The sequence below is a fragment of the Nocardia harenae NBRC 108248 genome (assembly GCF_001612885.1).
Taxonomy (GTDB): domain Bacteria; phylum Actinomycetota; class Actinomycetes; order Mycobacteriales; family Mycobacteriaceae; genus Nocardia; species Nocardia harenae.
In genome coordinates this window covers 342,248-362,673 of the sequence record NZ_BDBH01000011.1, presented here as the reverse complement: position 1 = coordinate 362,673, position 20,426 = coordinate 342,248, and the positions used below count along the sequence as shown (strand labels likewise).

20 protein-coding genes are annotated in these 20,426 nt (G+C 71.0%); 15 read left to right on the top strand and 5 right to left on the bottom strand.

Annotated features, from left to right (window positions below):
- Positions 1-187 precede the first annotated feature (187 nt).
- The 3 genes from NH2_RS22950 (at position 188) to NH2_RS22945 (ending at position 1,157) form a co-directional block, all read left to right on the top strand.
- Positions 188-679, top strand: coding sequence for an ATP-binding protein (locus NH2_RS22950; protein ID WP_067658080.1), 492 nt, complete (start codon positions 188-190; stop codon positions 677-679).
- Between the two features lie 86 nt (positions 680-765).
- A complete protein-coding gene (locus NH2_RS29005; protein WP_157103924.1) occupies positions 766-927 on the top strand; it encodes a hypothetical protein in 162 nt (53 codons plus the stop codon).
- Positions 927-1,157, top strand: coding sequence for a cold-shock protein (locus tag NH2_RS22945; protein WP_067658078.1), 231 nt, complete (start codon positions 927-929; stop codon positions 1,155-1,157). The genes NH2_RS29005 and NH2_RS22945 overlap by 1 nt, the downstream gene beginning before the upstream one ends.
- Positions 1,158-1,161: 4 nt before the next feature.
- Here NH2_RS22945 and NH2_RS22940 read toward each other — a convergent pair whose 3' ends face one another.
- Positions 1,162-2,178: an alpha/beta hydrolase gene (locus tag NH2_RS22940; RefSeq protein WP_067658075.1), complete on the bottom strand. Its 1,017-nt coding sequence runs from the start codon at positions 2,176-2,178 to the stop codon at positions 1,162-1,164.
- Positions 2,179-2,357: 179 nt separating this feature from the next.
- Between NH2_RS22940 and NH2_RS22935 the strand changes: the two genes are divergently transcribed.
- On the top strand, positions 2,358-3,335 hold the full coding sequence (locus tag NH2_RS22935) for an NAD(P)H-dependent flavin oxidoreductase (RefSeq protein WP_439951777.1): 978 nt from the start codon (positions 2,358-2,360) through the stop codon (positions 3,333-3,335).
- On the opposite strand, the gene NH2_RS30240 is transcribed toward NH2_RS22935, so the two are convergent.
- On the bottom strand, positions 3,301-4,527 hold the full coding sequence (locus NH2_RS30240) for a TMEM143 family protein (protein ID WP_067658067.1): 1,227 nt from the start codon (positions 4,525-4,527) through the stop codon (positions 3,301-3,303). The genes NH2_RS22935 and NH2_RS30240 overlap by 35 nt on opposite strands.
- Before the next feature lie 121 nt (positions 4,528-4,648).
- Here NH2_RS30240 and NH2_RS22925 point away from each other — a divergent pair, with 121 nt between their 5' ends.
- The 7 genes from NH2_RS22925 (at position 4,649) to NH2_RS22895 (ending at position 11,014) form a co-directional block, all read left to right on the top strand.
- Positions 4,649-5,938, top strand: a complete 1,290-nt coding sequence (locus NH2_RS22925) for a purine-cytosine permease family protein (RefSeq protein ID WP_084505789.1) — start codon at positions 4,649-4,651, stop codon at positions 5,936-5,938.
- Complete coding sequence (gene biuH, locus NH2_RS22920) at positions 5,935-6,618, top strand: biuret amidohydrolase (protein WP_067658062.1); 684 nt, start codon at positions 5,935-5,937, stop codon at positions 6,616-6,618. Before NH2_RS22925 ends, biuH begins: the two co-directional genes overlap by 4 nt.
- Positions 6,619-6,766: 148 nt before the next feature.
- Complete coding sequence (locus NH2_RS22915; protein WP_067658054.1) at positions 6,767-7,297, top strand: TetR family transcriptional regulator; 531 nt, start codon at positions 6,767-6,769, stop codon at positions 7,295-7,297.
- Complete coding sequence (locus NH2_RS22910; protein ID WP_067658051.1) at positions 7,294-7,959, top strand: GAP family protein; 666 nt, start codon at positions 7,294-7,296, stop codon at positions 7,957-7,959. Before NH2_RS22915 ends, NH2_RS22910 begins: the two co-directional genes overlap by 4 nt.
- Before the next feature lie 500 nt (positions 7,960-8,459).
- A complete protein-coding gene (locus tag NH2_RS22905; RefSeq protein ID WP_157103922.1) occupies positions 8,460-9,329 on the top strand; it encodes a hypothetical protein in 870 nt (289 codons plus the stop codon).
- A gap of 474 nt (positions 9,330-9,803) precedes the next feature.
- Entirely contained in the window at positions 9,804-10,664 is an 861-nt protein-coding gene (locus NH2_RS22900) for a hypothetical protein (protein ID WP_067658046.1), read from the top strand.
- Positions 10,664-11,014, top strand: a complete 351-nt coding sequence (locus NH2_RS22895; RefSeq protein ID WP_084505787.1) for a DoxX family protein — start codon at positions 10,664-10,666, stop codon at positions 11,012-11,014. The genes NH2_RS22900 and NH2_RS22895 overlap by 1 nt, the downstream gene beginning before the upstream one ends.
- Positions 11,015-11,437: 423 nt before the next feature.
- Here the strand turns inward: NH2_RS22895 and NH2_RS22890 are convergent, their stop codons facing one another.
- A complete protein-coding gene (locus NH2_RS22890; RefSeq protein WP_067658040.1) occupies positions 11,438-12,010 on the bottom strand; it encodes a TetR/AcrR family transcriptional regulator in 573 nt (190 codons plus the stop codon).
- A 73-nt stretch (positions 12,011-12,083) separates the two neighbouring features.
- Between NH2_RS22890 and NH2_RS22885 the strand changes: the two genes are divergently transcribed.
- Positions 12,084-13,136 carry an alcohol dehydrogenase catalytic domain-containing protein gene (locus NH2_RS22885; RefSeq protein WP_067658038.1) on the top strand — a complete coding sequence of 351 codons (1,053 nt, stop codon included), beginning with the start codon at positions 12,084-12,086 and terminating at the stop codon, positions 13,134-13,136.
- A 164-nt stretch (positions 13,137-13,300) separates the two neighbouring features.
- Complete coding sequence (gene nhaA / locus NH2_RS22880) at positions 13,301-14,605, top strand: Na+/H+ antiporter NhaA (protein ID WP_084505786.1); 1,305 nt, start codon at positions 13,301-13,303, stop codon at positions 14,603-14,605.
- A gap of 33 nt (positions 14,606-14,638) precedes the next feature.
- Here nhaA and NH2_RS22875 read toward each other — a convergent pair whose 3' ends face one another.
- Together NH2_RS22875 and NH2_RS22870 are read right to left on the bottom strand one after the other, a co-directional pair.
- Entirely contained in the window at positions 14,639-16,246 is a 1,608-nt protein-coding gene (locus NH2_RS22875) for an efflux permease Rv1217c-related protein (RefSeq protein WP_067658034.1), read from the bottom strand.
- Positions 16,243-17,151: an ABC transporter ATP-binding protein gene (locus tag NH2_RS22870; protein ID WP_067658031.1), complete on the bottom strand. Its 909-nt coding sequence runs from the start codon at positions 17,149-17,151 to the stop codon at positions 16,243-16,245. The genes NH2_RS22875 and NH2_RS22870 overlap by 4 nt, the downstream gene beginning before the upstream one ends.
- A 192-nt stretch (positions 17,152-17,343) precedes the next feature.
- Here NH2_RS22870 and NH2_RS22865 point away from each other — a divergent pair, with 192 nt between their 5' ends.
- Positions 17,344-17,886 (top strand): TerD family protein, encoded by a 543-nt coding sequence (locus NH2_RS22865; protein WP_067658029.1) that lies wholly within the window; start codon positions 17,344-17,346, stop codon positions 17,884-17,886.
- Positions 17,887-18,265: 379 nt separating this feature from the next.
- The gene (locus tag NH2_RS22860) at positions 18,266-20,239 is read left to right on the top strand and encodes a hypothetical protein (protein ID WP_067658027.1); all 1,974 of its coding nucleotides are present in this window, start codon (positions 18,266-18,268) and stop codon (positions 20,237-20,239) included.
- Positions 20,240-20,426 lie beyond the last annotated feature (187 nt).

Sequence of the window (20,426 nt, the reverse complement as noted above, 5' to 3'; positions counted from 1 at the left end):
CGCACCGGGCCACCACCGTCGGCATCGCCGACACCGCATCGAGAAGGATCTCCCGCGCAAGGCGACGTTCGGGGCTGCTGTCCCGGCCCACCCGGCGGCCGGGCGGCCGAGCCGGCCGCACCGCCGACGGAAACGGCGGCGCCCCGGACCCGGCCTAACCCCGCGCGAGGTCCGGAACAGGCAAACCATGTCCATGCGTCCGCACTTCCCTCGCGGCCACCGGGGCACCCGCCCCGCCGCCCGGCCGCGCCCGCGCTCCCGGCCGACCGCCGCCCCGGCCCGGGTCGAACTCCGGGTGGCACCCGACCTCTCCCAGCTCATGACGCTGCGCGCGCTCGCGGAGGCGACCGGGCTGCAGGCCGGGCTGAACACCGCCGAGATCGTCGATCTCGGCCTCGCCATCGACGAGGCCGCCACCGCCCTCATGGCCGACCCGGCGCCCGGCTCGACGGTGCGCTGCGAGCTCGCCGTCGACGCCAGGCGGGTCACGGTGCGGATCAGCGGCGTCACCCGCGCGGAGTCGCCGCTGCACCCCGACCACTTCGGCTGGCACATCCTGTGCTCGCTCACCGACCGGGCGGCCACGGACCAGGAGCCCTACGATCCGTGGCGCGGCGGCTACCCCACGGTTGTCGACTTCAGCCATCCGCGGCAGCGGCTGCTCCGCGCGGTGCGGTAGCGCAGGTTTCATTTCGGGACCCCCGGGAATATCGCGAACACCACCGGGCGCCCCGGTGGCGGATCGCAGCAGAGGAGAACGCCGTCATGACACGTCAGTCCGGCACGAATCGAATCGGCTCGGAGCGCATCGACACCCCCGAGGATCCGGCTCCCGCGGTCGAATGGCCGGACCCCAGCCCGCTCTCCTCCTGGTGGCAGCAGGTGATGCGCGGGGCGGGTGCCGACGCCGCGGCGGCGGGTGCCTGATGGAGTGGCGCAGCGGCACCGTCGCCTGGTTCGACGCCGCCAAGGGCTTCGGCTTCCTGCTCGCCGACGACGGTGCCGAGGTGTTCGTCGAGTTCGGCAGTATCGACCTGCCCGGCTACCGCACCCTCACCGAGGGCCAGCAGGTCAGCTTCACCAGCGCGCGGGGCCGCACCGGCGACGAGGCCGTGCTGGTCCGCCCGCGCGCCGCCGTGCACGAGTTCGCCGCTTAGTTCCTCAGTACAACCCCGCCGAGAGCGCGGGCCAGGACCGTTTCAGATCGTCCTGCCAGTATCCCCAGGAGTGCGAGCCCTCCGGCGCGATCGCCACCGTCGCCGGGATGCCCAGCTCCGCGAGCCGGTTCGCCAGGTTGCGGGTGCAGTAGGCGGTGCCCGCCTCGATGACGCCACCGATCACGATCTGATTCGCCAGCTGCGCCGGATTGTCCGGGTCGCCCATCATGAACGGATCGCCGAGCCGGTCGTAGCGGCCGGGCAGCCCGCCGCCGCTGGAGAGGTAGAGCGTGGTGCCGCGCAGCTTCTCGGCCTGCACCAGCGGGTCGTTGGCCGCCCAGCCCGGGGCATTCGGCGGGCCCCACAGGTTCTCCACGGTGCCGCCGCCCCAGGTCTCCACCGACATCTGCACCAGCCGGTGCCCCACCGGGTCACTGGTCTGCGCGCAGCCGCTGTAGGCCCCGACGCTCTTGTACAGCCCCGGCTTGGTGATCGCGAGCAGCAGCACCGAGGTGCCCGCCATGGAGATCCCCGCGATCGCATTGCTGCCGTTGGTATTCAGCGCCGCGTCGATGATCGGCGGCAGCTCCTCGGTGAAGAAGGTCTGCCACTTGTTCACGCCGAGCACCGGATCCGGCCGCTCCCAGTCCGCGTAGTAGCTCCAGCGGCCGCCGATGGCGGTGACCACATTCACGTTCTTGTCGGCGAGGAAGCCGAGCGCGTCGGTCTTCCCGGCCCAGGTGGCGACGCCGTCCTCGCCGCCGCCGCCCCCGTTCAGCAGGTAGAGCACCGGGCGCGGCACCGAGGTGTCGGCCGGGCGCTGCACCTCCACCGGCACCGTCTTGTCCATGGCCGCGGAGTGGATGTGCAGCACGATGTTTCGCGCGTCCACCGTCTCCACCCGCTCGATCCGCGACCCGTCCGGCGCCGTCGCCGCGGTGGGCTCCGCCGACGCCGGCGGCCCGGCCCCGGCCGCCGCGATCAGCACCAGCGCCATCGCCGCCACAACCCTGCCCCGCATGTGTCCCGCTCCTCCCGGCCCGTTCGGCGACGAGCCCCGCGCACATTCGACGCCGCGCGCCCCGCCGGGGCCAGCCCCGAAAGCCTGGTCCGAAGGAAATGGGGGCACTGATGGTGACCGCGCTCTCATTGACTGAGAACGCCATCTCTCTCGATGCCGCGATGTGGTCTGATCGAACGGTGTTGAAGACCAGGTTCACCGAGGAATTCGGGATCGAGCACCCCGTCGTCTGCGGCGGCATGACCGCCATCGGCACCGCCGAGCTCATCGCCGCGGTGGCCGAGGCCGGTGCGCTCGGCTTCCTCACCGCGCTCACCCAGCCGACGCCGGAGGCGCTGGTCGCCGAGATCGCGCGGGTGCGGGAGCGCACCGACAAGCCCTTCGGCGTCAACCTGACCATCCTGCCCACCCGCAACCCGGTGCCCTACGACGAGTACCGGGACGCCATTGTGGCCGGTGGCGTGAAGATCGTGGAGACCGCGGGCGCCAACCCCGAGCCGCACCTGCCGACCTTCAAGGCCAACGGCGTGAAGGTGGTGCACAAGGCGGTCGCGGTGCGGCACGCGCTCAAGGCCGAGAAGCTCGGCGTCGACGCCATCAGCATCGACGGCTTCGAGTGCGCGGGCCACCCCGGCGAGGACGACGTCCCCGGCCTGGTGCTCATCAATGCCGCGGCCCGCAAGCTGTGCATTCCGATCATCGCCTCCGGCGGCATCGCCGACGGCGCCGGGCTGGTCGCCGCGCTCGCGCTCGGCGCCGACGCGGTGAACATGGGCACCCGCTTCGTCGCCACCACCGAGGCCCCGATCCACGAGAACGTCAAGCGGCAGATCGTCGCCAACGACGAGCGCGCCACCCAGGTGATCTTCCGCGAGTTCCGCAATACCGCGCGGGTCGCGCGCAATGCCGTCTCCGAGGAGATCGCCGAGCTCTCCCGGCGCCCCGGCGCCACCTTCGCCGACATCGCGCACCTGGCCTCCGGCGAGCGCGGCAGGCGCGAGGTGCTCGGCGCGGGCGATATGGACGGCGGGCTGTGGTGGGCCGGTCAGGCGCAGGGGCTGATCGACGAGGTGCTGTCGTGCAAGGAGGTCGTGGCGGGGATCGTCGGCGACGCCGAGCGCATCATTGCCGGGCGGCTGGCGGGAATGCGGGGGTAGTCCGCCGGAAGAGTGCGTCCCAGCGCCGGTCCAGCCGGGTCCGCGCCGCCGCCGGCGGCAGCACCCCGAGCCCGCCCCGCTCGTCCTCGGTGAGCAGCTCGAGCGCGCGCAGCCGCCGCAGCCCGTCCCGGATGCGGAAGTCGAAGGTCGCGGCCCACTGCTCCCGGAACCACGCCTCGACCCGCGCGTCCAGCTCCGCCACGGTGAGCGGCGCCGCCGCCGTGAGCAGGACGTAGTAGGCCAGCACCGCCTCCTTCACCTCGGACTCCTCCGCCGCCCCGAGCAGGTGCTGGAACACGCCCTGGTCATTGTCGAGGTTCCGGAAGTAGAGGTGCTCGGAGAGCGTCTTCATGAGCTGCAGCTTGCGGTTCTTGAACTTCGAGAACTGCCGCACCAGGTACCCGCCGAACGCCGCGAGCCCCGCCCCGAGCGTGATCAGCGCCGCCTGGTCCAGCCGCACCGGGTCGTCGCGCAGCCCCGCCCAGAACGCGAGCAGCAGCACCACCGGCCCCAGCGAGGCGATCAGCTTGGTGGCGACGACCACGATCCCCGAGACCGCCGCGGGCACCCCGATGAGCAGCTTGTCCAGCGGCCGCATCCGCACCCGGACCGTCGGGTAGAGCATCTCCAGATCGTTCTTCGGCACGTTCTGGAAGAGCTTGAGCAGCACCCCGCCCTTCGGCTCCGCGAACGCGATATACACGAGAACCTTGGCGTAGCTGGTGAATTCGAGGTCGCGGCGACGCAGCCCGAAGAGCCACGGCACCCGCTCGGTGCGCTGCGATACCCCGCGCCGGAAGAACAGCGCCGTCTCGAACTCGCTCTCGTCCACCTCCAGCCGCACCTTCACCAGCGCGTGCTCGGTGAAGGCCAGGCGCATCTCGTCGGCCGAGATGCGCGTGTAGTCGGCCGCCTCGGCCAGCGCCACCAGCTCCCGCTCCACCGTCGCCCGCGCGGCGGCCCGCTGCTCCGCCGTCGCCGGCGTGAGCACCCGCTCGTCCTCCGAGGGGTCGACCACCTGGTAGGCGTCGAGCGCGGCCTCCCCGCGCTCGTGGAACTCGTGGTGCACCAGCGCGGCCAGCAGCCGCGCGAAGTCGGTGAACGGCCCGCGCTCGGCGTCGGGCAGCGCCGCCGCGCAGAGCGCGATCACGGTGTTCTTACGGAAGGGCAGGAAGTGTTCGGCGAGCTCCACGGCCGAAAGCCTAGGGCCGAGAGGATTCGGCCACATCTCCGTAACCGGGGCCGGATCCGGACACAGACCCTTAACAGCCAGCCTCCTCCGGGGAAACATGAGGTCGCGAACGTATACAGCCATGAGTACAGAGCTGAATACGGCACCGGCCGCAGCGGTCGCCCCGAGCGACGAGTACGAAAGCGTTCCGGTGCCCGCCTCGGCGCGGCGCAGCCTCGCGTCCGTGTCGGCCGTCTGGCTCGGGTTCCCGATGATCCTCACGTGCGCCGTCTTCGGCGGGCTCATCGTGTACTCGCTCGGCTTCTGGCGCGGGATGCTCGCGATCCTGCTCGGCAACCTCGTGCTCATGGGCTATGTCGGCGCGCTGAGCTACCTGGCGGGCAAGACCGGGAAGAGCTTCGCGCTCATCGCCATCGACACCTTCGGGCGCAGCGGCTACCGCTTGGTCTCCGGCTTCCTCGCCACCGTGGTGATCGGCTGGTTCGCCTTCCAGACCGGGCTCACCGGCTCGATCCTCGCCACCAGCCTCGGCTGGGACGAGCGGCTGACCTCGCTCGGCGCCGGAATCGGCTACGTGCTGGTCACCCTGCTCGGTATTCGCGCCCTCTCCGCCATCGGCGTCGTCGCCGCCCCGCTGTACCTGGCGCTCGGCATCACCGCCGTGGTGCTCGCGCTCGGCGAGGGGAGCTGGGATTCGGCGCTCGGCTACACCGGGGCGGGCTCCGCGCTGAGCCTCGGCGCCGCCGTCACGCTGGTGATCGCCTGCTTCATCGACTCCGGGACCATGACCGCCGATTTCACCCGCTGGTCGAAGAACGGCCGCGAAGGTTTCCTCGCCGCCTTCTCGGCGTTCCCCCTCGGCAATACCGTCGCCCTGGTGATCGGCGGCCTCATCGTCGCGCTCGGCGCCGCCGCGAACCCCGCCGCCGACGGCGGCAACTTCCTCTCGATCCTGATCGACCAGGGCGGCTGGCTGGTACCGGTGGCGGTGATCTTCGTCTTCGTGAATCTCGGCTCCGTCTGCGCGCACTGCCTCTACAACGGCGCCGTCGGCTGGAGCCAGCTCACCGGCAGGCGCATGCGCGCCCTGAGCGTCGTCCTCGGCGCGATCGGCGTCCTGCTCGCGGTGGCGGGGGTGTGGTCACACTTCGAGACCTGGCTCAACCTGCTCGGCGTCATCGTTCCGCCCATCGGCATCGTGCTCATCCTGGACCAGCTGGTCCTGCGCCGCGCTGCCCGCGAAACCGCCTGGCGCCGAGAGGCATTCGCCGCCTGGGCGATCGGCGCCGCCGCCGCGCTCGCCGCCCACGAGTGGGCACCCGGCCTCTCCGACGCCATCGTCGGCATGGTCGTCGGCGCCGCCGTCTTCTCCGCCCTGTCCGTACGCAATCGAGAGGCTGTCAGCGCATGACCAAGCAAGTGGAGGCCCGTCCCTACGCCTGGCCCTACGACGGGCCCATCGACCCCGCCGTCACCGCCGTGATCTGCATCGACTGGCAGGTCGACTTCTGCGGGCCCGGTGGCTACGTCGACGCCATGGGGTACGACCTCGCCCTCACCCGCGCCGGTCTCGCCCCCACCGCCGGGCTGCTCTCCGTCGCCCGCGCCGCCGGGCTCACGGTGATCCACACCCGCGAGGGTCACCGGCCCGATCTGGCCGATCTGCCCGCCAACAAGCGGTGGCGTTCGGCGCAGATCGGGGCGGAGATCGGCAGCGCGGGGCCGCAGGGGCGGATTCTGGTGCAGGGGGAGCCGGGGTGGGAGATCGTTCCCGAGGTCGCGCCGCTGCCGGGGGAGCCGATCATCGACAAGCCGGGGAAGGGCGCCTTCTACGCCACCGACCTGGATCTGGTGTTGCGGACCAACGGGATTCGGAACATCGTGCTCACCGGGATCACCACCGATGTGTGCGTGCACACGACCATGCGGGAGGCGAACGACCGGGGATACGAGTGCTTGATCCTGTCCGACTGCACCGGTGCCACCGATCCCGGGAATCACGAGGCGGCGTTGCACATGGTGACCATGCAGGGCGGGGTGTTCGGTGCGGTGGCGGATTCGGCGGCGGTGATCGCGGCGCTGGAGGCGTGAGTTCGGCGCCTTCACCGTTCACCGAGACTCCGCTTCCACCCCGCCGTCTCGGCGAGCTTCTTGACCCGCCCGGCCAGCGTCACCATTTGTACGCTCCCCTGCCCCGGCAAAACCTCTTACTGTACCGTCTGGACGGTACAGTAGAGGCATGGGCAGTGCACGAGAGCGCATTCTGGATGCAGCCGAGGAACTGATCAACGCCGGGCAGGTACCGCCCGCGTTGGAGGCGGTAGCGGCGGCGGCGGGGGTGAGCAAGGGCGGCCTGCTCTATCACTTCGGCAAGCAGTCGCTGCTGCAGGCGTTGGTGACCCGGGCGGTGGGCCGGTTCGACGAGCGGCTGGCGGAGGCCGCGGCGCGGGGGACGATGGCCGCGGCCTGGCTGCGGTTGTCGGTGCCGACGCCGCGCGAGAGCGCGGTGTACCGGGCGATGATGTCGATGGTGCGGTTGACCGCCGCCGGGGAGTTCGACCTGCCGGGCGAGGTGGGCGAGGCCGAACAGCGCTGGCAGCAGATGCTGAGCGCCGAGCTCGGCGACCCGGTCCGGGCTCGCCTGGTGCGGCTGGTCGGCGACGGGCTGCTTCTGGCCGCCCTCACCGGTCCGCCCCCGACCGCCGAGGAGGTGGAGCTGCTGCTGCACCATCTCGGCCTGCGCACGACAGCCGCGCACACCCGGCCGTGACCGCCGCGTTGCTGGCCGGGGTCGCCGGCCTGGCCCTGCTCGACGCACTGAACCCCGCCACGATCGCCGGTGTGGCACTGCTGCTCCTCGCCCCGATGGCACACCCGGTCCGGGCGGCCGCCGGTTTCGTCGCCGGTGCCTACCTCACGGTCCTCGCCCTCGGCGCCGTGGTCTACGTCGGCGCCGATACCGCCGCCGACGCAGCCGGGAACGGCTTGATCTGGGTGCGGCGGATCGCGTTCACGGTGGCGGCGATCGCTCTGGCGGTGGCCGGGCTGCGCCGGCTGCGAGCCCGGATCCGCCCGGCGGTCACCGTGCCACGCTGGGTCAACCCACTCAGCGCCGCCGTGCTCGGACTGGTCATGACCGGCGCGGACCTGCCGAATGCCGTCCCCTACTTCATCGCCATCGAACGGATCGTCGCTGCCGACCTCGGCGCCACCCGCTCGCTGCTGATCATCGCCGGCTACGCGCTGGTCTACTGCCTGCCGTGCCTGCTGCTGCTGATGGCCGGCGCCGCCCGCGGTGATCGAGTCCGCCGTCGGCTCGGCACCCTCTACGAGCGGCTCGGTGCGGAGAGGAAACAGCCCCGCAGCGTGCCCATCGCGGCCGGATACCTGCTCGCGGCGGCCGGCGTCCTCACCGTCGCCGTCCTGGCCTGAACCGGCACTGACCACGGTGCGCACCCAGAGTCGCCGACAGACGGCTCGAGCGGCAGCGGTGGAGAGGGAATCCCGCGCCGGTCGGAACAGCGCGTGACGGACCGCGCACGGTGAAATGCATTGCTTCAGCGAGCCCTGACCGAACTTCGGCGCCGGCGCACGCTCATCGACACCGAACGGGAAGGCCAGCACGCAGCGTGCCCCGAGCTCGGCGTGCCCGAACGACCCAGCAGCCGCCACGCCACGCCGACGGGCCGCTGCGGAGTGTGACCCCGGCTACTATCGCCGGTGGCCTGCCCGCAGACCGGACCGGACGCCGGGTAAGGGCTGTAGCGATACCCTGCGATTGCTTCTCAGCTGAGCATCGGAGGAGGTCACACGGCGTCGAGGTCGAGAAGGCTGTCGTGCAGCGCGCAGGCGACAAGAGCGAGAACCCACAGCGGAGAGACCAGACAGCCCGTGTGATAGCGCATGTGGCTGTCCCGACGGAGGAGTGGACTATGACGGAGCACTCGGACGTGGCCGGCGAAGCCAAGCCCGCCGCGTCAACACTGGCCCGCGATCAGCTGCTGTACGCCATCGGCAGGGAGGCGGTATCCGCCGCCGAGGAAGAGCCGGGCGATGCCTCTACGGCCCTGGTCGAACTCGCTCGTGCTTACGCCTTCACGACCCAGGCCCGCATCGGTAACCCGCTCCGTTCCGAAGTGCGTGAGTCGTCATCCGACTTCGACAGGGAGAGGTTGGCAGAACGCACACACACCCTGACCCTCGAGTACATCGACGGACGCCCTGTGCTCCGGGCGAGCGAGGGAGGCGATGTCCCCGCGACCCTCGAGGTCCTCGACGCGGCAGGTCAGCCGCTGTCCCGCTTCGTAGCAGGCACCGACATCGGCTTCTCGGAGGACGGCAGCGATGAGCCGCCTGTCCTGTGGCAGCTGCCCGCGCCGCTGGCTTCGGGCGGCTACCCGCAAGACGACGGAAGCATGGTCTTTCCACTGCTGGTCAATCGCTTCGAGGCCCTCGATTTCGACATCCTGCCGAAGGATGACCCGATGGATTACCTCGATGTCGACGTCGACAGCTTCATGCTGGGCAAGGCGGCCGAGATCGAGCCTTCCCCCGCGACCGTAGCCCGCGATCAGTTGCTGTCGGCCATCGCGGAAGAAGCAACGCGTGTTGCCGAGTCTCAGCCGGGCAATGCGGCAGCGGCGCTGGCAGAGCTTTCCCGCGCGTACGCCTTGACCGGCAAGGTTGTCTTGGTGGGTGGCTCCTCACGCATCCCGACCTCATATGAACCCCGCCTGGCTGCCCGATCCGCGTCCAACGCAGGAGCCCAGAAGGTCGGACTGTGTCTGGAACTGGAACCCTAGAGCGAGGGCACTAGCCCTGGATACCGCACTGAGGGGCCGAAATTCTCCCGGCCCCTCAGTGCTCACCGATACCTTGGACCCGTTGCGCCGGAAGCGGTGTCGATGCTCGGGCTGCCGCATCTACTGGACAATCACCACCACGCCCTCGAGTCCTGGACACCCTGATGGGCGCTCGCGCCGAGATCTCCACTTGTCGTGACCCCGTCACCGGCGCTTTCGACTGCAGCGGCAGCGGTCTACCGCGAACACGGGCTTCGAGGGCCAGGGCCACGTACACCTTCCTCGCCTCAAATTCTTACTGAAAGTGCTTGAGAACGGCGCGTCATCAACGTCCACGCCCTCTCGCTGCCGGAGCCACCGCTGAGGGCTGCCGCAACCCTGGCCACCCCACATTCGTCGTATTTACTTGACAGCTTGTCCGCTGGAATTCACACTTTCGTCGAACACATTGTCTGATGAAAGTGAGGTGCGCTGATGAGCCACCCGACCTCCCGGCGGGCCCGCCACGCCCTGCTCGCCCTGTGGCCTGCCGGGCTCCTGCTCGCTCTGGCCAGCGCAGGCCTCGACCTGCCGCTTCCGGTGTTCGCGCTGCTCGCCGCCTGCTACGTGGTCGCGGCGGTGGCCGCGGTCCGCGCACTCGCCGCGGCAGGCGACGGCGCCGCCGCGCTGCTGGTGGCCGCCGCCATCGGGCTGTTCGCGGTGGCCGGCGGCACCGGGGCGCCGACCGCGGCCGCGCCGGCGGCCATGGCGCTGAACACCGCGGTGCTGTTCGCCGTCGCGCTGGTGCTCTTCGGCGCGGTGTGCGGGGTGGCGGTGCGGCTGCGGCGGGTCGCCGAGCTGCCGGTGCTCGCGGTCTTCGCGCTCGGCACCGGCGGTTTTCTGCTGAATTTGCTCGCCAGGGCGGCGATCCTGCTGACCGGCGCCGCCGGCGAGCAGCGCGCGGTGGAGGCGACGCACTGGTCGGCGGAGAGCTATCTGCGCGGCCTTCCCGGTCCGCCCGGCTTCTTCGGCTACACGCTGGTCTGGCTGGATCTGGTGCAGCTGGCCTACGTCTGCTCCGCCTTCGCGGCGGCGGCCGCGCTGGCCCGCGCGGCACGCCGGGCCGGGCTGCTGCCGCACCGCACCGGCCGCGCGCTGACCGCGCTCCCCGCGGCGCTCGCGCTCGGCCTGATCGCGTCGACCACCGCGGCCCTTGCCCTGCCGCGCTCCGCCGACGCCGTCCCCGCCGCGCTCGCCTTCGCCCTGAGCATTCCGTTCATGGCGACGCTCGCCCCCTTCCTCCTCGGCGCCGCCCTGCTCGGCGCGGAGCGATCCCGAAACCTTCAGGAGCAGTGATGAATACAGTGACCATCGTGGTGGCGGGGCTGCTGGCGCTCGCGGTGACCGGGTCCGGTGCGGCCATGCTGGCCCGGCAGCCGATGATCGTCGAGACCGTGGCCGCCGTCGGGTTCCCGATCGACCGCCTCCGGCTGCTCGCCGCGGTGAAAATCGGCGCTGCCGCCGGGCTGTGCCTCGGGCTGCTGTGGCCGCCGGTCGCGGTGGCGGCCGCGGGCGGGCTCGTCGCCTACTTCGCCGCCGCGCTCGCCGCGCACCTGCGGGTACGGCGGTACGACATCGCTCCGGCCGCGGTCTTCCTCGCCCTGTCCGGCGCTGCCCTGACCCTGCTGCTCGGCGAGGTGGCATGACCCGCGCGTCCCCATGCCGTGGCATGCCTACGGCTTGCGCTCGATCGCGGCCGAGAGCGAGACGGCCCGGCCCGGTGAAGACGAACAGCAGGAATATGACGCTATCGGGCGAAGAACTCCGCGATGGTGGCGGTGGCGTCCAGCGCGGCGCTGGGCGGGTCGGTGCCCAGGAGGCGTTCGCGCAGCGGGGTGCGCCGGGCGCCGGGCCACTGGTGTCCGGCGCCGTCGACGGTGACGAGGGTGATCTCGCGGCCACCGCAGCACCCGCCGCCCTCGGTGTTCCACGCCGGGCCTCAACCCCGCCGACCGGGAGACGGCGGCGAGAGCGCACGTGACCTTTCCGATCTCGGCTGACGGTTCCCGTGAGCACAGCGGAAGCCCGGTGCGGCGGTGTCGGCCGCTCTCGGTGCCTGCCGCAGGACATCATCGCCCGGTCTCCAGGAGTGAGCGGGCCGCGGTTTTCGCGTGCTGCAGCGCGCCGGGTTCGCCGGTGACCCGGGACAGCAGCAGCGCTCCCTCGATCAGCGAGATGATCGCCGAGGCGGTCTGTTGCGCCTGATCGCCGGGGCGGCCGTCGGTGCGCAACCGGTCGGCGACCGCGCCGATCCAGTCGTTGAACACTCCCGCCGCCGCCGTTCGGACGAGCGGGCTCGCGGTCACCGACTCGGTAGCGATGGGTTCGATCGGGCACCCGTCGCGCTCGTCGGCGGCCAGGCCGGCGATCAGGATGTCCACCCAGCGGTCCATGAGGTCGGCGACCGGGTCCGGGTGGGCCAGCAGGGCGCGCAGCAGTGCGCCGATCCCGGTGCCGACGGTGTCCACGACGGCTGCCGCCAATCCGGCCTTGCCGTCGGGGAAGTGGTGATACAGCGAACCGGGCCGGACGCCTGCGCCGTCGAGGATCTGGTTGATCCCGGTCGCCGCATATCCCTGGCGGCGGAACAGCAGCGCCGCGGTGTCGAGCAGGGCGGCGCGGCTGCGATCCGGGCGGGGCATGTGTCGGAGTGTACTTGCGATTCTGGAGAGATCACTCAACAATGCTCGGGAGATCGCTGAAGAAGGGCTTCCCATGCGGCACCTGGTCTACGAAGAGGTCGGACGGTACGGCTGGCAGCACACCGCCGAACCAGTGCTCGGCGATCCGCGCCAGGCGCTGGTGCGGCCGCTGGCGGTGGCCTGTTGCGACTTGGACGTCGGAGTCGTGCAGGGGCTGCTTCCGGTGCCGCCGGGGCACGCCGTCGGCCACGAGGGGGTGGCCGAGGTGGTCGCCATCGGCGAACGGGTCTCCGGGGTGCGGGTCGGGGATCGCGTGGTGGTGCCGTTCCAGATCAACTGCGGGGAATGCGCGCCGTGCAGGCGCGGCGTCACCGGCTCGTGCGCCGCGCTGCCGCTGATGGCGACCTACGGAATGGCGCCGGTGTCGGGGCTCGACGGCGGCGGCTTCCTGGCCGACCTGGTGCTCGTCCCGTTCGCCGATGCCATGCTGATCCCGCTACCGGACTCCGTCGATCCGGTGTCGGTGGCGTCGCTGTCGGACAACATCCCCGACGGGTGGCGCTGCGTGGGGCCCTACCGCGGCGAACTGGCCGCACTGGACGCGGCCGACCGGCGGGTGCTGGTGGTGGGCAGGCTCTCGATCGGGCTCTATGTCGCCGCGCTCGCCGTCGCCCTCGGTGCCCGGGTCGACTACGTCGACACCGACCCGGCCCGGCTGGCCCGCGCGGAACGGCTCGGCGCCCAGGTGCACGACCGCGCCGAGCTCGACCGCGGCTGGACGCCGTTCCCGGTCACCGTCAACACCTCGATGAACCCGGAACTGCTGGCGCAAACGCTCCGAGCGACCTGGCCCGACGGTGTGTGCACCGACACCGGCATCTACTTCCAGGGCTCGGTCGAGATGCCCCTGCTACCGATGTACACCCGCGGCGTCCGCTTCGTCACCGGACGGGTCAACGCACGCGCGGTCATCCCCGAGATCCTCGAACTGCTCGCCGGTGGCTTCGATCCCGGGATCGTGACCGAGCGTGTCGTCGCGTGGGACGACGCACCCGAAGCCTGGCCCGCCATGACCGGCAAAACCGTCTTCACCCGGCCTCCGCGGGCATCGCGGCCACCCCGATGAGCGGCGTTCCGTGCGCCGCCCGCCCCGGGCGACGCCAGGATGGCTCGGTTTGCCTTCGGTCGCTCTTTACGGCATCTTGACAGGGAGGAGTGCCGGGAAGCCTGGTCGGCGTGCCCGGTCCGGATGCGGGCCGGGGCCGTTGCCGACGAAAGGTTCCCGTGCCGATGAGTTCGCCCCCGCCGCGCCGATCGCTGTTCTCCCGCGGCTCCTGGCCGGAAGCCAGGCGGATCGCCACCATTCTGCGCACCGAGACCGCCGGTGGCGTGCTGTTGATCATCGCGGCGATGATCGGTCTGGTCTGGGCCAATACCCCCTGGGCCCACGGCTACGAGTCGCTGCGCGATTTCCGGCTCGGCCCGGCCGCGCTGCATCTGGATCTGTCGCTGCACACCTGGGCCGCCGACGGGCTGCTCGCGGTGTTCTTCTTCGTCGTCGGGCTCGAGCTCAAACGCGAGTTCATCGTCGGTGACCTGCGTGATCCGCGCCGGGCGGCGTTACCGGTGGTGGCCGCGGTCGGCGGGATGGCGGGACCGGCGCTGATCTTCCTGGCGTTCAATGCCGGGAACGGCGACGCGGTGCAGGGCTGGGCGATTCCGACCGCGACCGATATCGCTTTCGCCCTGGCGATCCTCGCGGTGGTCGGCACCCACCTGCCCACCGCGCTGCGGACGTTTCTGCTGACGCTGGCCGTGGTGGACGACCTGCTCGCGGTCACGGTGATCGCTGTCTTCTACACCGACGAGCTGCACCTGCCCTACCTGGCGCTGGCGTTGCTCCCGTTCGCCGCGTTCACCCTGGCCGTGCAGCGCCGGATCTGCTCGCCGCTGGTGCTGCTGCCGCTCGCGGCGCTGACCTGGTGGCTGGTGCACGAATCCGGGGTGCATGCGACCGTGGCCGGGGTACTGCTCGGTTTCGCCGTGCCGGTACTCGCCCGCCGATCCGCTGATGCCACGGTCGATGACCACGCGCCCGCCGAGGTGCTCGAGCATCGAGTCCGGCCGTTCTCGGCGGGGGTCGCGGTGCCGGTGTTCGCGTTCTTCGCCGCGGGCGTGCCGGTCGGCGGATTGGCCGGTGCGCTGGATTCGGTGACGGACCGGGTGACGCTCGGGATCGTGGTCGGGCTGGTGGCGGGTAAGGCGGCGGGGATCCTGCTCACCACCTTCCTGACCGCGAAGCTCACCCGCGCCGAGCTCGATTCCGACCTGAGCTGGGTCGATGTGGCCGGGGTCGCGCTGCTGGGCGGGATCGGTTTCACCGTGTCGCTGCTGATCGCGGAGCTGGCCTTCGACGAACATCCGGTGTGGACCGACCACGCCCGGGTCGGCATCCTGGTCGGCACCCTGACGGCCGCGCTGCTCGCCGCGATCGTGCTGCGGCTGCGCAACCGGGTCTATCGGCGCATCGCCGAGCTGGAGACCAGGGACGACGACCACGACGGCATCCCCGACGTCTACCAGCGGGAGCGCTGACCTGCGCTGCGCAGAGCGCACCCTCGATCAGCGTCATCCGAGGAGGTCGCGGTGCCGGTAGCCGCGCAGTCCGAGCACGGTCAGCGCGGCGGCGATGCCGGTGCAGACGAGGGTCGCTGTCCAGTTCGGCGGGGCATCGGGGACGGGGGCGAGGTGGGCGAAGGGCGATAGCTGGGCCACCCAGGCGGGGGCGCCGACGCTGCGGGCGGTGATGTCGAGCAGAAATCCGCCCGCGACGGGGACTGCGCCGATGGCGGTGACTGCGCGGGGGTACCAGCCGAGCGCGAGGACGGCGCCGCCGAGGGCGAGCAGGGCGACGGGTGCGATGTTGGCGGCGCCGGCGAGGGTGTCGGTCGGGGTCAGGGGTGCGCCGGTGAGCCGGGCGCCGACCCACATGCCGACCGCGGCGACGCCGAGCAGGGTGATCAGTCCGGCGACGGTGGCGGCGATCTCGGCGCAGGCGAGCCGGGTGCGGGTGCTCGGTCCGGCGTGCAGGGAGGTGAACCGCCGGGCTCGTTCGTGCTCGGCCATGGCCGCGATGCGGCCGGCGGCGTAGAGCCCGGCGGGCACCGCGAGGATGGCGAGCAGGGCCGCGGCGAACCCGGTCGCGGTGGAGAGCCCGCCGAAGCCTGCGGTGGCGGCCAGGTCGGCGAAGCGGGTGTTGGTGTCGAAGAACTCCAGGATGGAGGTGGTGATGGCGCCGACCAGCAGGAAGTAGGCGCCGATTCCGAGGGCCCACCCGAAGGTCGGCGCGAGGGCGCGGCGCAGCGCGAACCCACCGGGGGAGCCCAGCAGGCGGGTGCGGGGCGCCCGGCTGCGGGTGCGGGCGATCGGTGCGGCGCCGAGATCGCGGCGCGCGGCCACGGCCACCGCCGCCGCGGCGGGCGCGAGGGCGAGCGCGGCGAGCACGAGCAGCGGGGCCGGGTTGTTCTCGGCGAAGGGGGCGACCCGCCCAGCCAGCCCGAACGGTGTCAGCCACGCCGCCGACGCCAGCGCGGGCACGCCGTCGGCGACCATGCGCAGCAGCAGGCTCACCGCGAGCACCCCGGCCGCGAGCCCGCTCGCACCGGCCCGGGTCGGCGCCAGCTGCGCGGCCAGCAACCCGACCGCGGCGAAGGTGGCGATGGCGCCGAGCACGCACCCCGCGTGCAGCACCGCGCCCGCGGCACCCGTGCCCGCCGCGAGCAGCCCCGCGCCGACGCTCGCGGCGATCAGCACACCGAGTACCGCGAGGACGGCCATGGTGCGGGTGAGCAGGTCGATCGGGCGCAGCCGCCCGGCGAGCAGCAGTTCGGTCCGGCCGGTCTCCTCCTCGCCGCGGGTCAGCCGGGTCGCGGCCAGCAGCGCCCATATCCCGCACAGCACCAGCACCGGAGTGCCGGTGCGCCAGACGGTGAACCCGCCGGGGTCGTCGAGCGCCCGCGCGGGCCCGAACAGCACGCGCACGGCGGGGTTCTCGGCCAGGGCCCGGATGCTCTCGGCGCCGAGCTGATCGGCGAAGGTGGCCTGGAACTGCACGGCGACCAGTGCCGAGAGCCCGGTGGCAGCGCAGGCGATCACCAGTGCGCCGCGCCGGGTGGTGAGCGCGGTCAGCCGGGTCACCGCGCGCCCCGGGGCCGCGGGCAGGGTGGTGGCGGTCATCGCGCGGCCTGCCCGTAGTAGTCGAGGAAGATCTCCTCGAGGCTCGGCTCGCGCGCGGAGAGACCGGTGACCCCGGCCGCGGCGAGGGCAGCGAGGGCGGGCGCCGCGGTGCCGGTCAGGGTGAATCGCAGCCTGCGGCCGTCGAGGGGCTCGACCGAGGCGACACCGGTGACGCCGTCGAGGTCGGGCGGCAGATCGGGGTAGGTGATCTCGATGACGGTGCGGTGCAGCCCGCGCAGCTCCGCCAGCGTGGCGATCTGCACCAAACGCCCCGCGCGCAGGATCGCGACCCGGTCGCACAGGGCCTCCACCTCGCCGAGCTGGTGCGAGCTCAGGAAGACCGTCTGCCCGCGCTCGCGGGCCTGTGCGACGCAGACCCGAAACTGGTTCTCCATCAACGGATCCAGACCGCTGGTCGGCTCGTCGAGCACCAGCAGCGGCGCCCGGGAGGCGAAGGCGGCGATCAGCGCGACCTTCTGCCGGTTGCCGGTGGAGTAGGTCGTGGCCGGTTTGCCGGGGTCGAGGGCGAAGCGTTCGACCAGCTCGGCGCGGTAGCCGGGGTCGGCGCCGGGCCCGGTGGCCGCGATCAGGTGCAGGATCTCGGCTCCGGTCAGCGACGGCCACAGCGCGACATCGGCCGGGACGTAGGCCAGGTGGCGGTGCGCCCGGCGCACGTCGGCGGCATCGTCGTCGAAGACCCGCACCCGTCCGGTGCTCGGCCGGATCAAGCCGAGCAGGCACCGGATCGTGGTCGACTTCCCGGCGCCGTTCGGGCCGAGGAATCCGAAGACCTCGCCCCGCCGCACCTCGAGGGTGAGATCGTCGAGTGCGAGGGTGGCGCCGAAGCGCTTGGACAGGTGCTCGATCGTGACGGCGGGAGCATGCGGAGGTGGCGCGGAGGTCATGGCGAAGGCCCTTCCGGGATCAGCGGATACGACATTGCCGACCAGACTTCCCGGCGCACCTGATGAGAAAGATACTCCTCGGCGGCGCGCGCGTTCGCGGAATCGCCGTCGGCCGTGACCGGCTAGGGTGAGGGCCGGGATGTGACGGCGCGCCGCGGATTCGGGCGCGGACAGCGGGAGGGGTGAGTCCGCATGACGGTGTTGTCCGACGGCGGCGGCGCGATGCAGTACCTGAAGATGGCGGTCGGCTGGGATCCGGCGCGCCGCGCCCGCTTCGGCTCCAGAGCCCGCGATATCGACCTCAACGCCGCCGCCCTGCTCTACGCGGACGGGACACTGGTGGATGCGGTCTACCACGAGCAACTCAGCTCCGCCGACGGCGCGCTGCGCCACCACGGCGACAGCACCACCGGCGAGGGCAAGGGCGACAACGAGGTCATCACCATCGACCTGACCCGCCTCGGCGCGCACATCGACGCGATCGCCCTGCTGGTCACCTGCTACACGGGCCAGACCTTCGCCGACATCGACAATGCCTTCTGCCGACTGCTCGACGGTACCGTCGACCGCGAACTCGCCCGCTCCGACCTCGCCATCGCCGGGTCGGCCTCCGGCCTGCTCATGGGGGTGCTGCACCGGCGCCACCCCGCCTGGGAGTATCACGAGTCCGGGCTGGCGCTGCAGGCCAGGCACCCGGTCGAGGCCGTTCCGGCCATCGCGGCACACGTGCGCTGAGCCCGGGCCGCCTTCGCTCCTTCGGGGCGTGGCCTGTCGCCGTCGGCCGACGACGGTGCCGGAACCTGTTCAGCGCGTGGATCACCGGCGCCGGCGCCGGGACCGGCTCGGCCGGTTGACCCCGATCGAACACGAAGCGACCATGACGCAGGCAGCCCTGCAAACTGCCTGACCGCTGTCACCTCATCGTGCACAGCCCCGAACGCACCCCGCCAGGTTGGCAACCCCGTGTGCGTCGGAGTTGCGTCAGGTTCGGAATCCAGGTAGTCCGCTACGCATGTGTCTGGGGTCACAGTTACCTACGGTGAGGGTGCCCCGGCCGTCGATGCTGACCGAGGCTCCCACCACAGGAGACTGCACAGGCAAGAGGGAGAATCCGATGGCTGACGACTATGGCGAGGCCACTGCGGCACAGCAGGTAGGGCCGGTAGAGATCCGGGTTCACGGTATCGGCGACCACGATCCCTACAGCGCGCTGGGCTCACCGGTCTTCCAGGAACTGACCCCCGACCAAGTGACCGTCGCCGATCAGCCCAGGCCTATGCCCCACAGGCTCCGGTTGGTCAACTGGTCGCGATCGAACCGCAAGAAGACACGGACACTTCTGTGGTATCTGGCGTTTCCTTTCACTCTGATGAACGTCGCCGCCTACATGCGCCCCTACGTCGGAGGTACCGCCGCCGGCAAAGTCGGCGATCGATTGTTCCGGGGGCTGATGGTTGTGCCCGCGCTGTGTCTGACCGCGGCCACCGCAGCCTGGCTGATCGTCATATTTGAAACGATGCTGCGCTCCTCGACTCTGATGAGCAGCGACGCCGGCCTCCGAGGTGCGGTCGCCTGGGTACCGCCGTCTATTTTGGGGATGTTCATCATTGTCCGAGTCGGACGATCCAAACTGCGCGATCGTTCTGACCACCCTGCCTGGCTGATCGTGGTCTCGGTGCTGCATCTGTCGGTCCTCGCCGCCACGGCGCTGTGGGCCGCGACTCGCATGGCCGAACCGAGCACCGCAGCGGGCCCGGTTGATCTGGTGGCCGAGCCGGAGGCGATCACCCCCATGATCGCCTTGGTGGGACTAACCACCCTTGCCGTGGGGTGTTGCGCGCTCGTCCTTGCCCTGATCTCGGCGGTCTGTCGGTGGCGCACCGCGTCGAACGAGCGCGCCGGCACCCACCTCGCCGGCGCCGCGCTGCTGATCCTGCTGGCTATCACGGTGTTGCACGCCGCCGGATCGATGCTGCGAGTAACAGTCGAGGAGGTCCTGACCTTTTTGGTGAACTGGGCGAGCAGCAGAATCGGCACCGTCGCCTCGACCGTCGAACAACGGCGCGCCGCGCTCGAGGCAGCTGGTCGGGACGGTTATGTCTTGTTGCCGAGCCCTGCCGAAGACGGGCTCGAGGACGCGATCCGGCTGGACATCATTCCGGTCTTCTTCATCGCTTTCGTCCTGATCTGCGCCCTCGCGCTCGGGATCGCTCTCTATATAAGCCGACGGTTCATGTCCGCGCGAGCAGCCAAGACCCCGCCGCGGACGCCGCCCCGCAAGCCCGAAACCGCGCTCCACAGCATTCTCGGCGACCTCAACTCCTACCTGGGACCGGCGACACTGATCATCGTCGTGTGTACCGGCGCCGTGTGGTGGTGGGCGGGCGACGTCGTACTCGGCACCGGAGCCGCGACGATGAACGACGTGCTGAGATTCATCCAAGCCGGCAGCTTCGTGATCGTGGTGCTGCTGATCGTGCGCCGTCCCGAACGCCTCGGCAGCGCGCTGCGCGCGGGCTTCAGCAGCCTTGCCGACATCGCCGGGTTCTGGCTTCCCGATGCCGTCCCCCTGGCCGGGGCCTCCTACCGACCCAGCCTGATGGCGGGCCTTGGAAAAGAACTGAAGCGACCGGATTACGCCGGGCACCGAATCGCGCTGGTTGGGCACAGCCAGGGATCCATCGCGTGCGCCTGGTTCGTTAGCAAAGAACTCACCGGCACTCCGCTGTCCGACCAGTTGATGCTGGTGACCTGTGGCTCCCCGCTGGCCACCCTGTATCGCACGTTCTTCCCCCGGTACTTCGACGGCCCGTTCTTCGACAGAGCGAAGGACAACTGCTGCGGCGGGTGGCACAACTACTATCGAGTCACCGACCCGATCTCGAGCCCGGTGTGCAACGAGTCCGAGCGCTACTGCCTGGACCACGACGCCACCGAAGAAGCCGATGGCCCCCTCTACGGGCATTCGAATTACTGGATCGATCCAGCCATGACCACCCGGATCCACACGTACCTGACAGAACCCGGGCAACCAGGTCGTGAAGCGTCCCGGGGGAACACCGTGCCCGAGACGGTGGGCGCGGCGTAGCGGGTTTCCTGTCGCGGTCGGAGTGGAGCAGTCGAGCGTCTGGCGAGTGTTCCTGTGCGTCGGGTTACGGGTCGGGGCCGAGGTCGGTACCGCGTTGAGCCGGCAGCTGATCAGGCCCGGTTTCTTGACTTGTTCCACCGGCCTGAATCCGCAGGGTGTATTCGATGCGTTAATGTTCCCCGGGTTT

What these genes read in the sequence shown, in the direction of transcription:
- NH2_RS22945 (WP_067658078.1), top strand. Translation starts at nt 927, where the DNA reads ATGGAGTGGCGCAGCGGCACCGTCGCCTGGTTCGACGCCGCCAAGGGC.
- NH2_RS22860 (WP_067658027.1), top strand. Translation starts at nt 18,266, where the DNA reads ATGGCTGACGACTATGGCGAGGCCACTGCGGCACAGCAGGTAGGGCCG.
- NH2_RS22870 (WP_067658031.1), bottom strand. Translation starts at nt 17,151, where the DNA reads ATGACCTCCGCGCCACCTCCGCATGCTCCCGCCGTCACGATCGAGCAC.
- NH2_RS22940 (WP_067658075.1), bottom strand. Translation starts at nt 2,178, where the DNA reads ATGCGGGGCAGGGTTGTGGCGGCGATGGCGCTGGTGCTGATCGCGGCG.
- biuH (WP_067658062.1), top strand. Translation starts at nt 5,935, where the DNA reads ATGACCAAGCAAGTGGAGGCCCGTCCCTACGCCTGGCCCTACGACGGG.
- NH2_RS22890 (WP_067658040.1), bottom strand. Translation starts at nt 12,010, where the DNA reads ATGCCCCGCCCGGATCGCAGCCGCGCCGCCCTGCTCGACACCGCGGCG.
- NH2_RS22950 (WP_067658080.1), top strand. Translation starts at nt 188, where the DNA reads ATGTCCATGCGTCCGCACTTCCCTCGCGGCCACCGGGGCACCCGCCCC.
- NH2_RS22875 (WP_067658034.1), bottom strand. Translation starts at nt 16,246, where the DNA reads ATGACCGCCACCACCCTGCCCGCGGCCCCGGGGCGCGCGGTGACCCGG.
- NH2_RS22915 (WP_067658054.1), top strand. Translation starts at nt 6,767, where the DNA reads ATGGGCAGTGCACGAGAGCGCATTCTGGATGCAGCCGAGGAACTGATC.
- NH2_RS22905 (WP_157103922.1), top strand. Translation starts at nt 8,460, where the DNA reads ATGACGGAGCACTCGGACGTGGCCGGCGAAGCCAAGCCCGCCGCGTCA.
- nhaA (WP_084505786.1), top strand. Translation starts at nt 13,301, where the DNA reads ATGAGTTCGCCCCCGCCGCGCCGATCGCTGTTCTCCCGCGGCTCCTGG.
- NH2_RS22925 (WP_084505789.1), top strand. Translation starts at nt 4,649, where the DNA reads ATGAGTACAGAGCTGAATACGGCACCGGCCGCAGCGGTCGCCCCGAGC.
- NH2_RS22895 (WP_084505787.1), top strand. Translation starts at nt 10,664, where the DNA reads ATGAATACAGTGACCATCGTGGTGGCGGGGCTGCTGGCGCTCGCGGTG.
- NH2_RS29005 (WP_157103924.1), top strand. Translation starts at nt 766, where the DNA reads ATGACACGTCAGTCCGGCACGAATCGAATCGGCTCGGAGCGCATCGAC.
- NH2_RS22900 (WP_067658046.1), top strand. Translation starts at nt 9,804, where the DNA reads ATGAGCCACCCGACCTCCCGGCGGGCCCGCCACGCCCTGCTCGCCCTG.
- NH2_RS22885 (WP_067658038.1), top strand. Translation starts at nt 12,084, where the DNA reads ATGCGGCACCTGGTCTACGAAGAGGTCGGACGGTACGGCTGGCAGCAC.
- NH2_RS22865 (WP_067658029.1), top strand. Translation starts at nt 17,344, where the DNA reads ATGACGGTGTTGTCCGACGGCGGCGGCGCGATGCAGTACCTGAAGATG.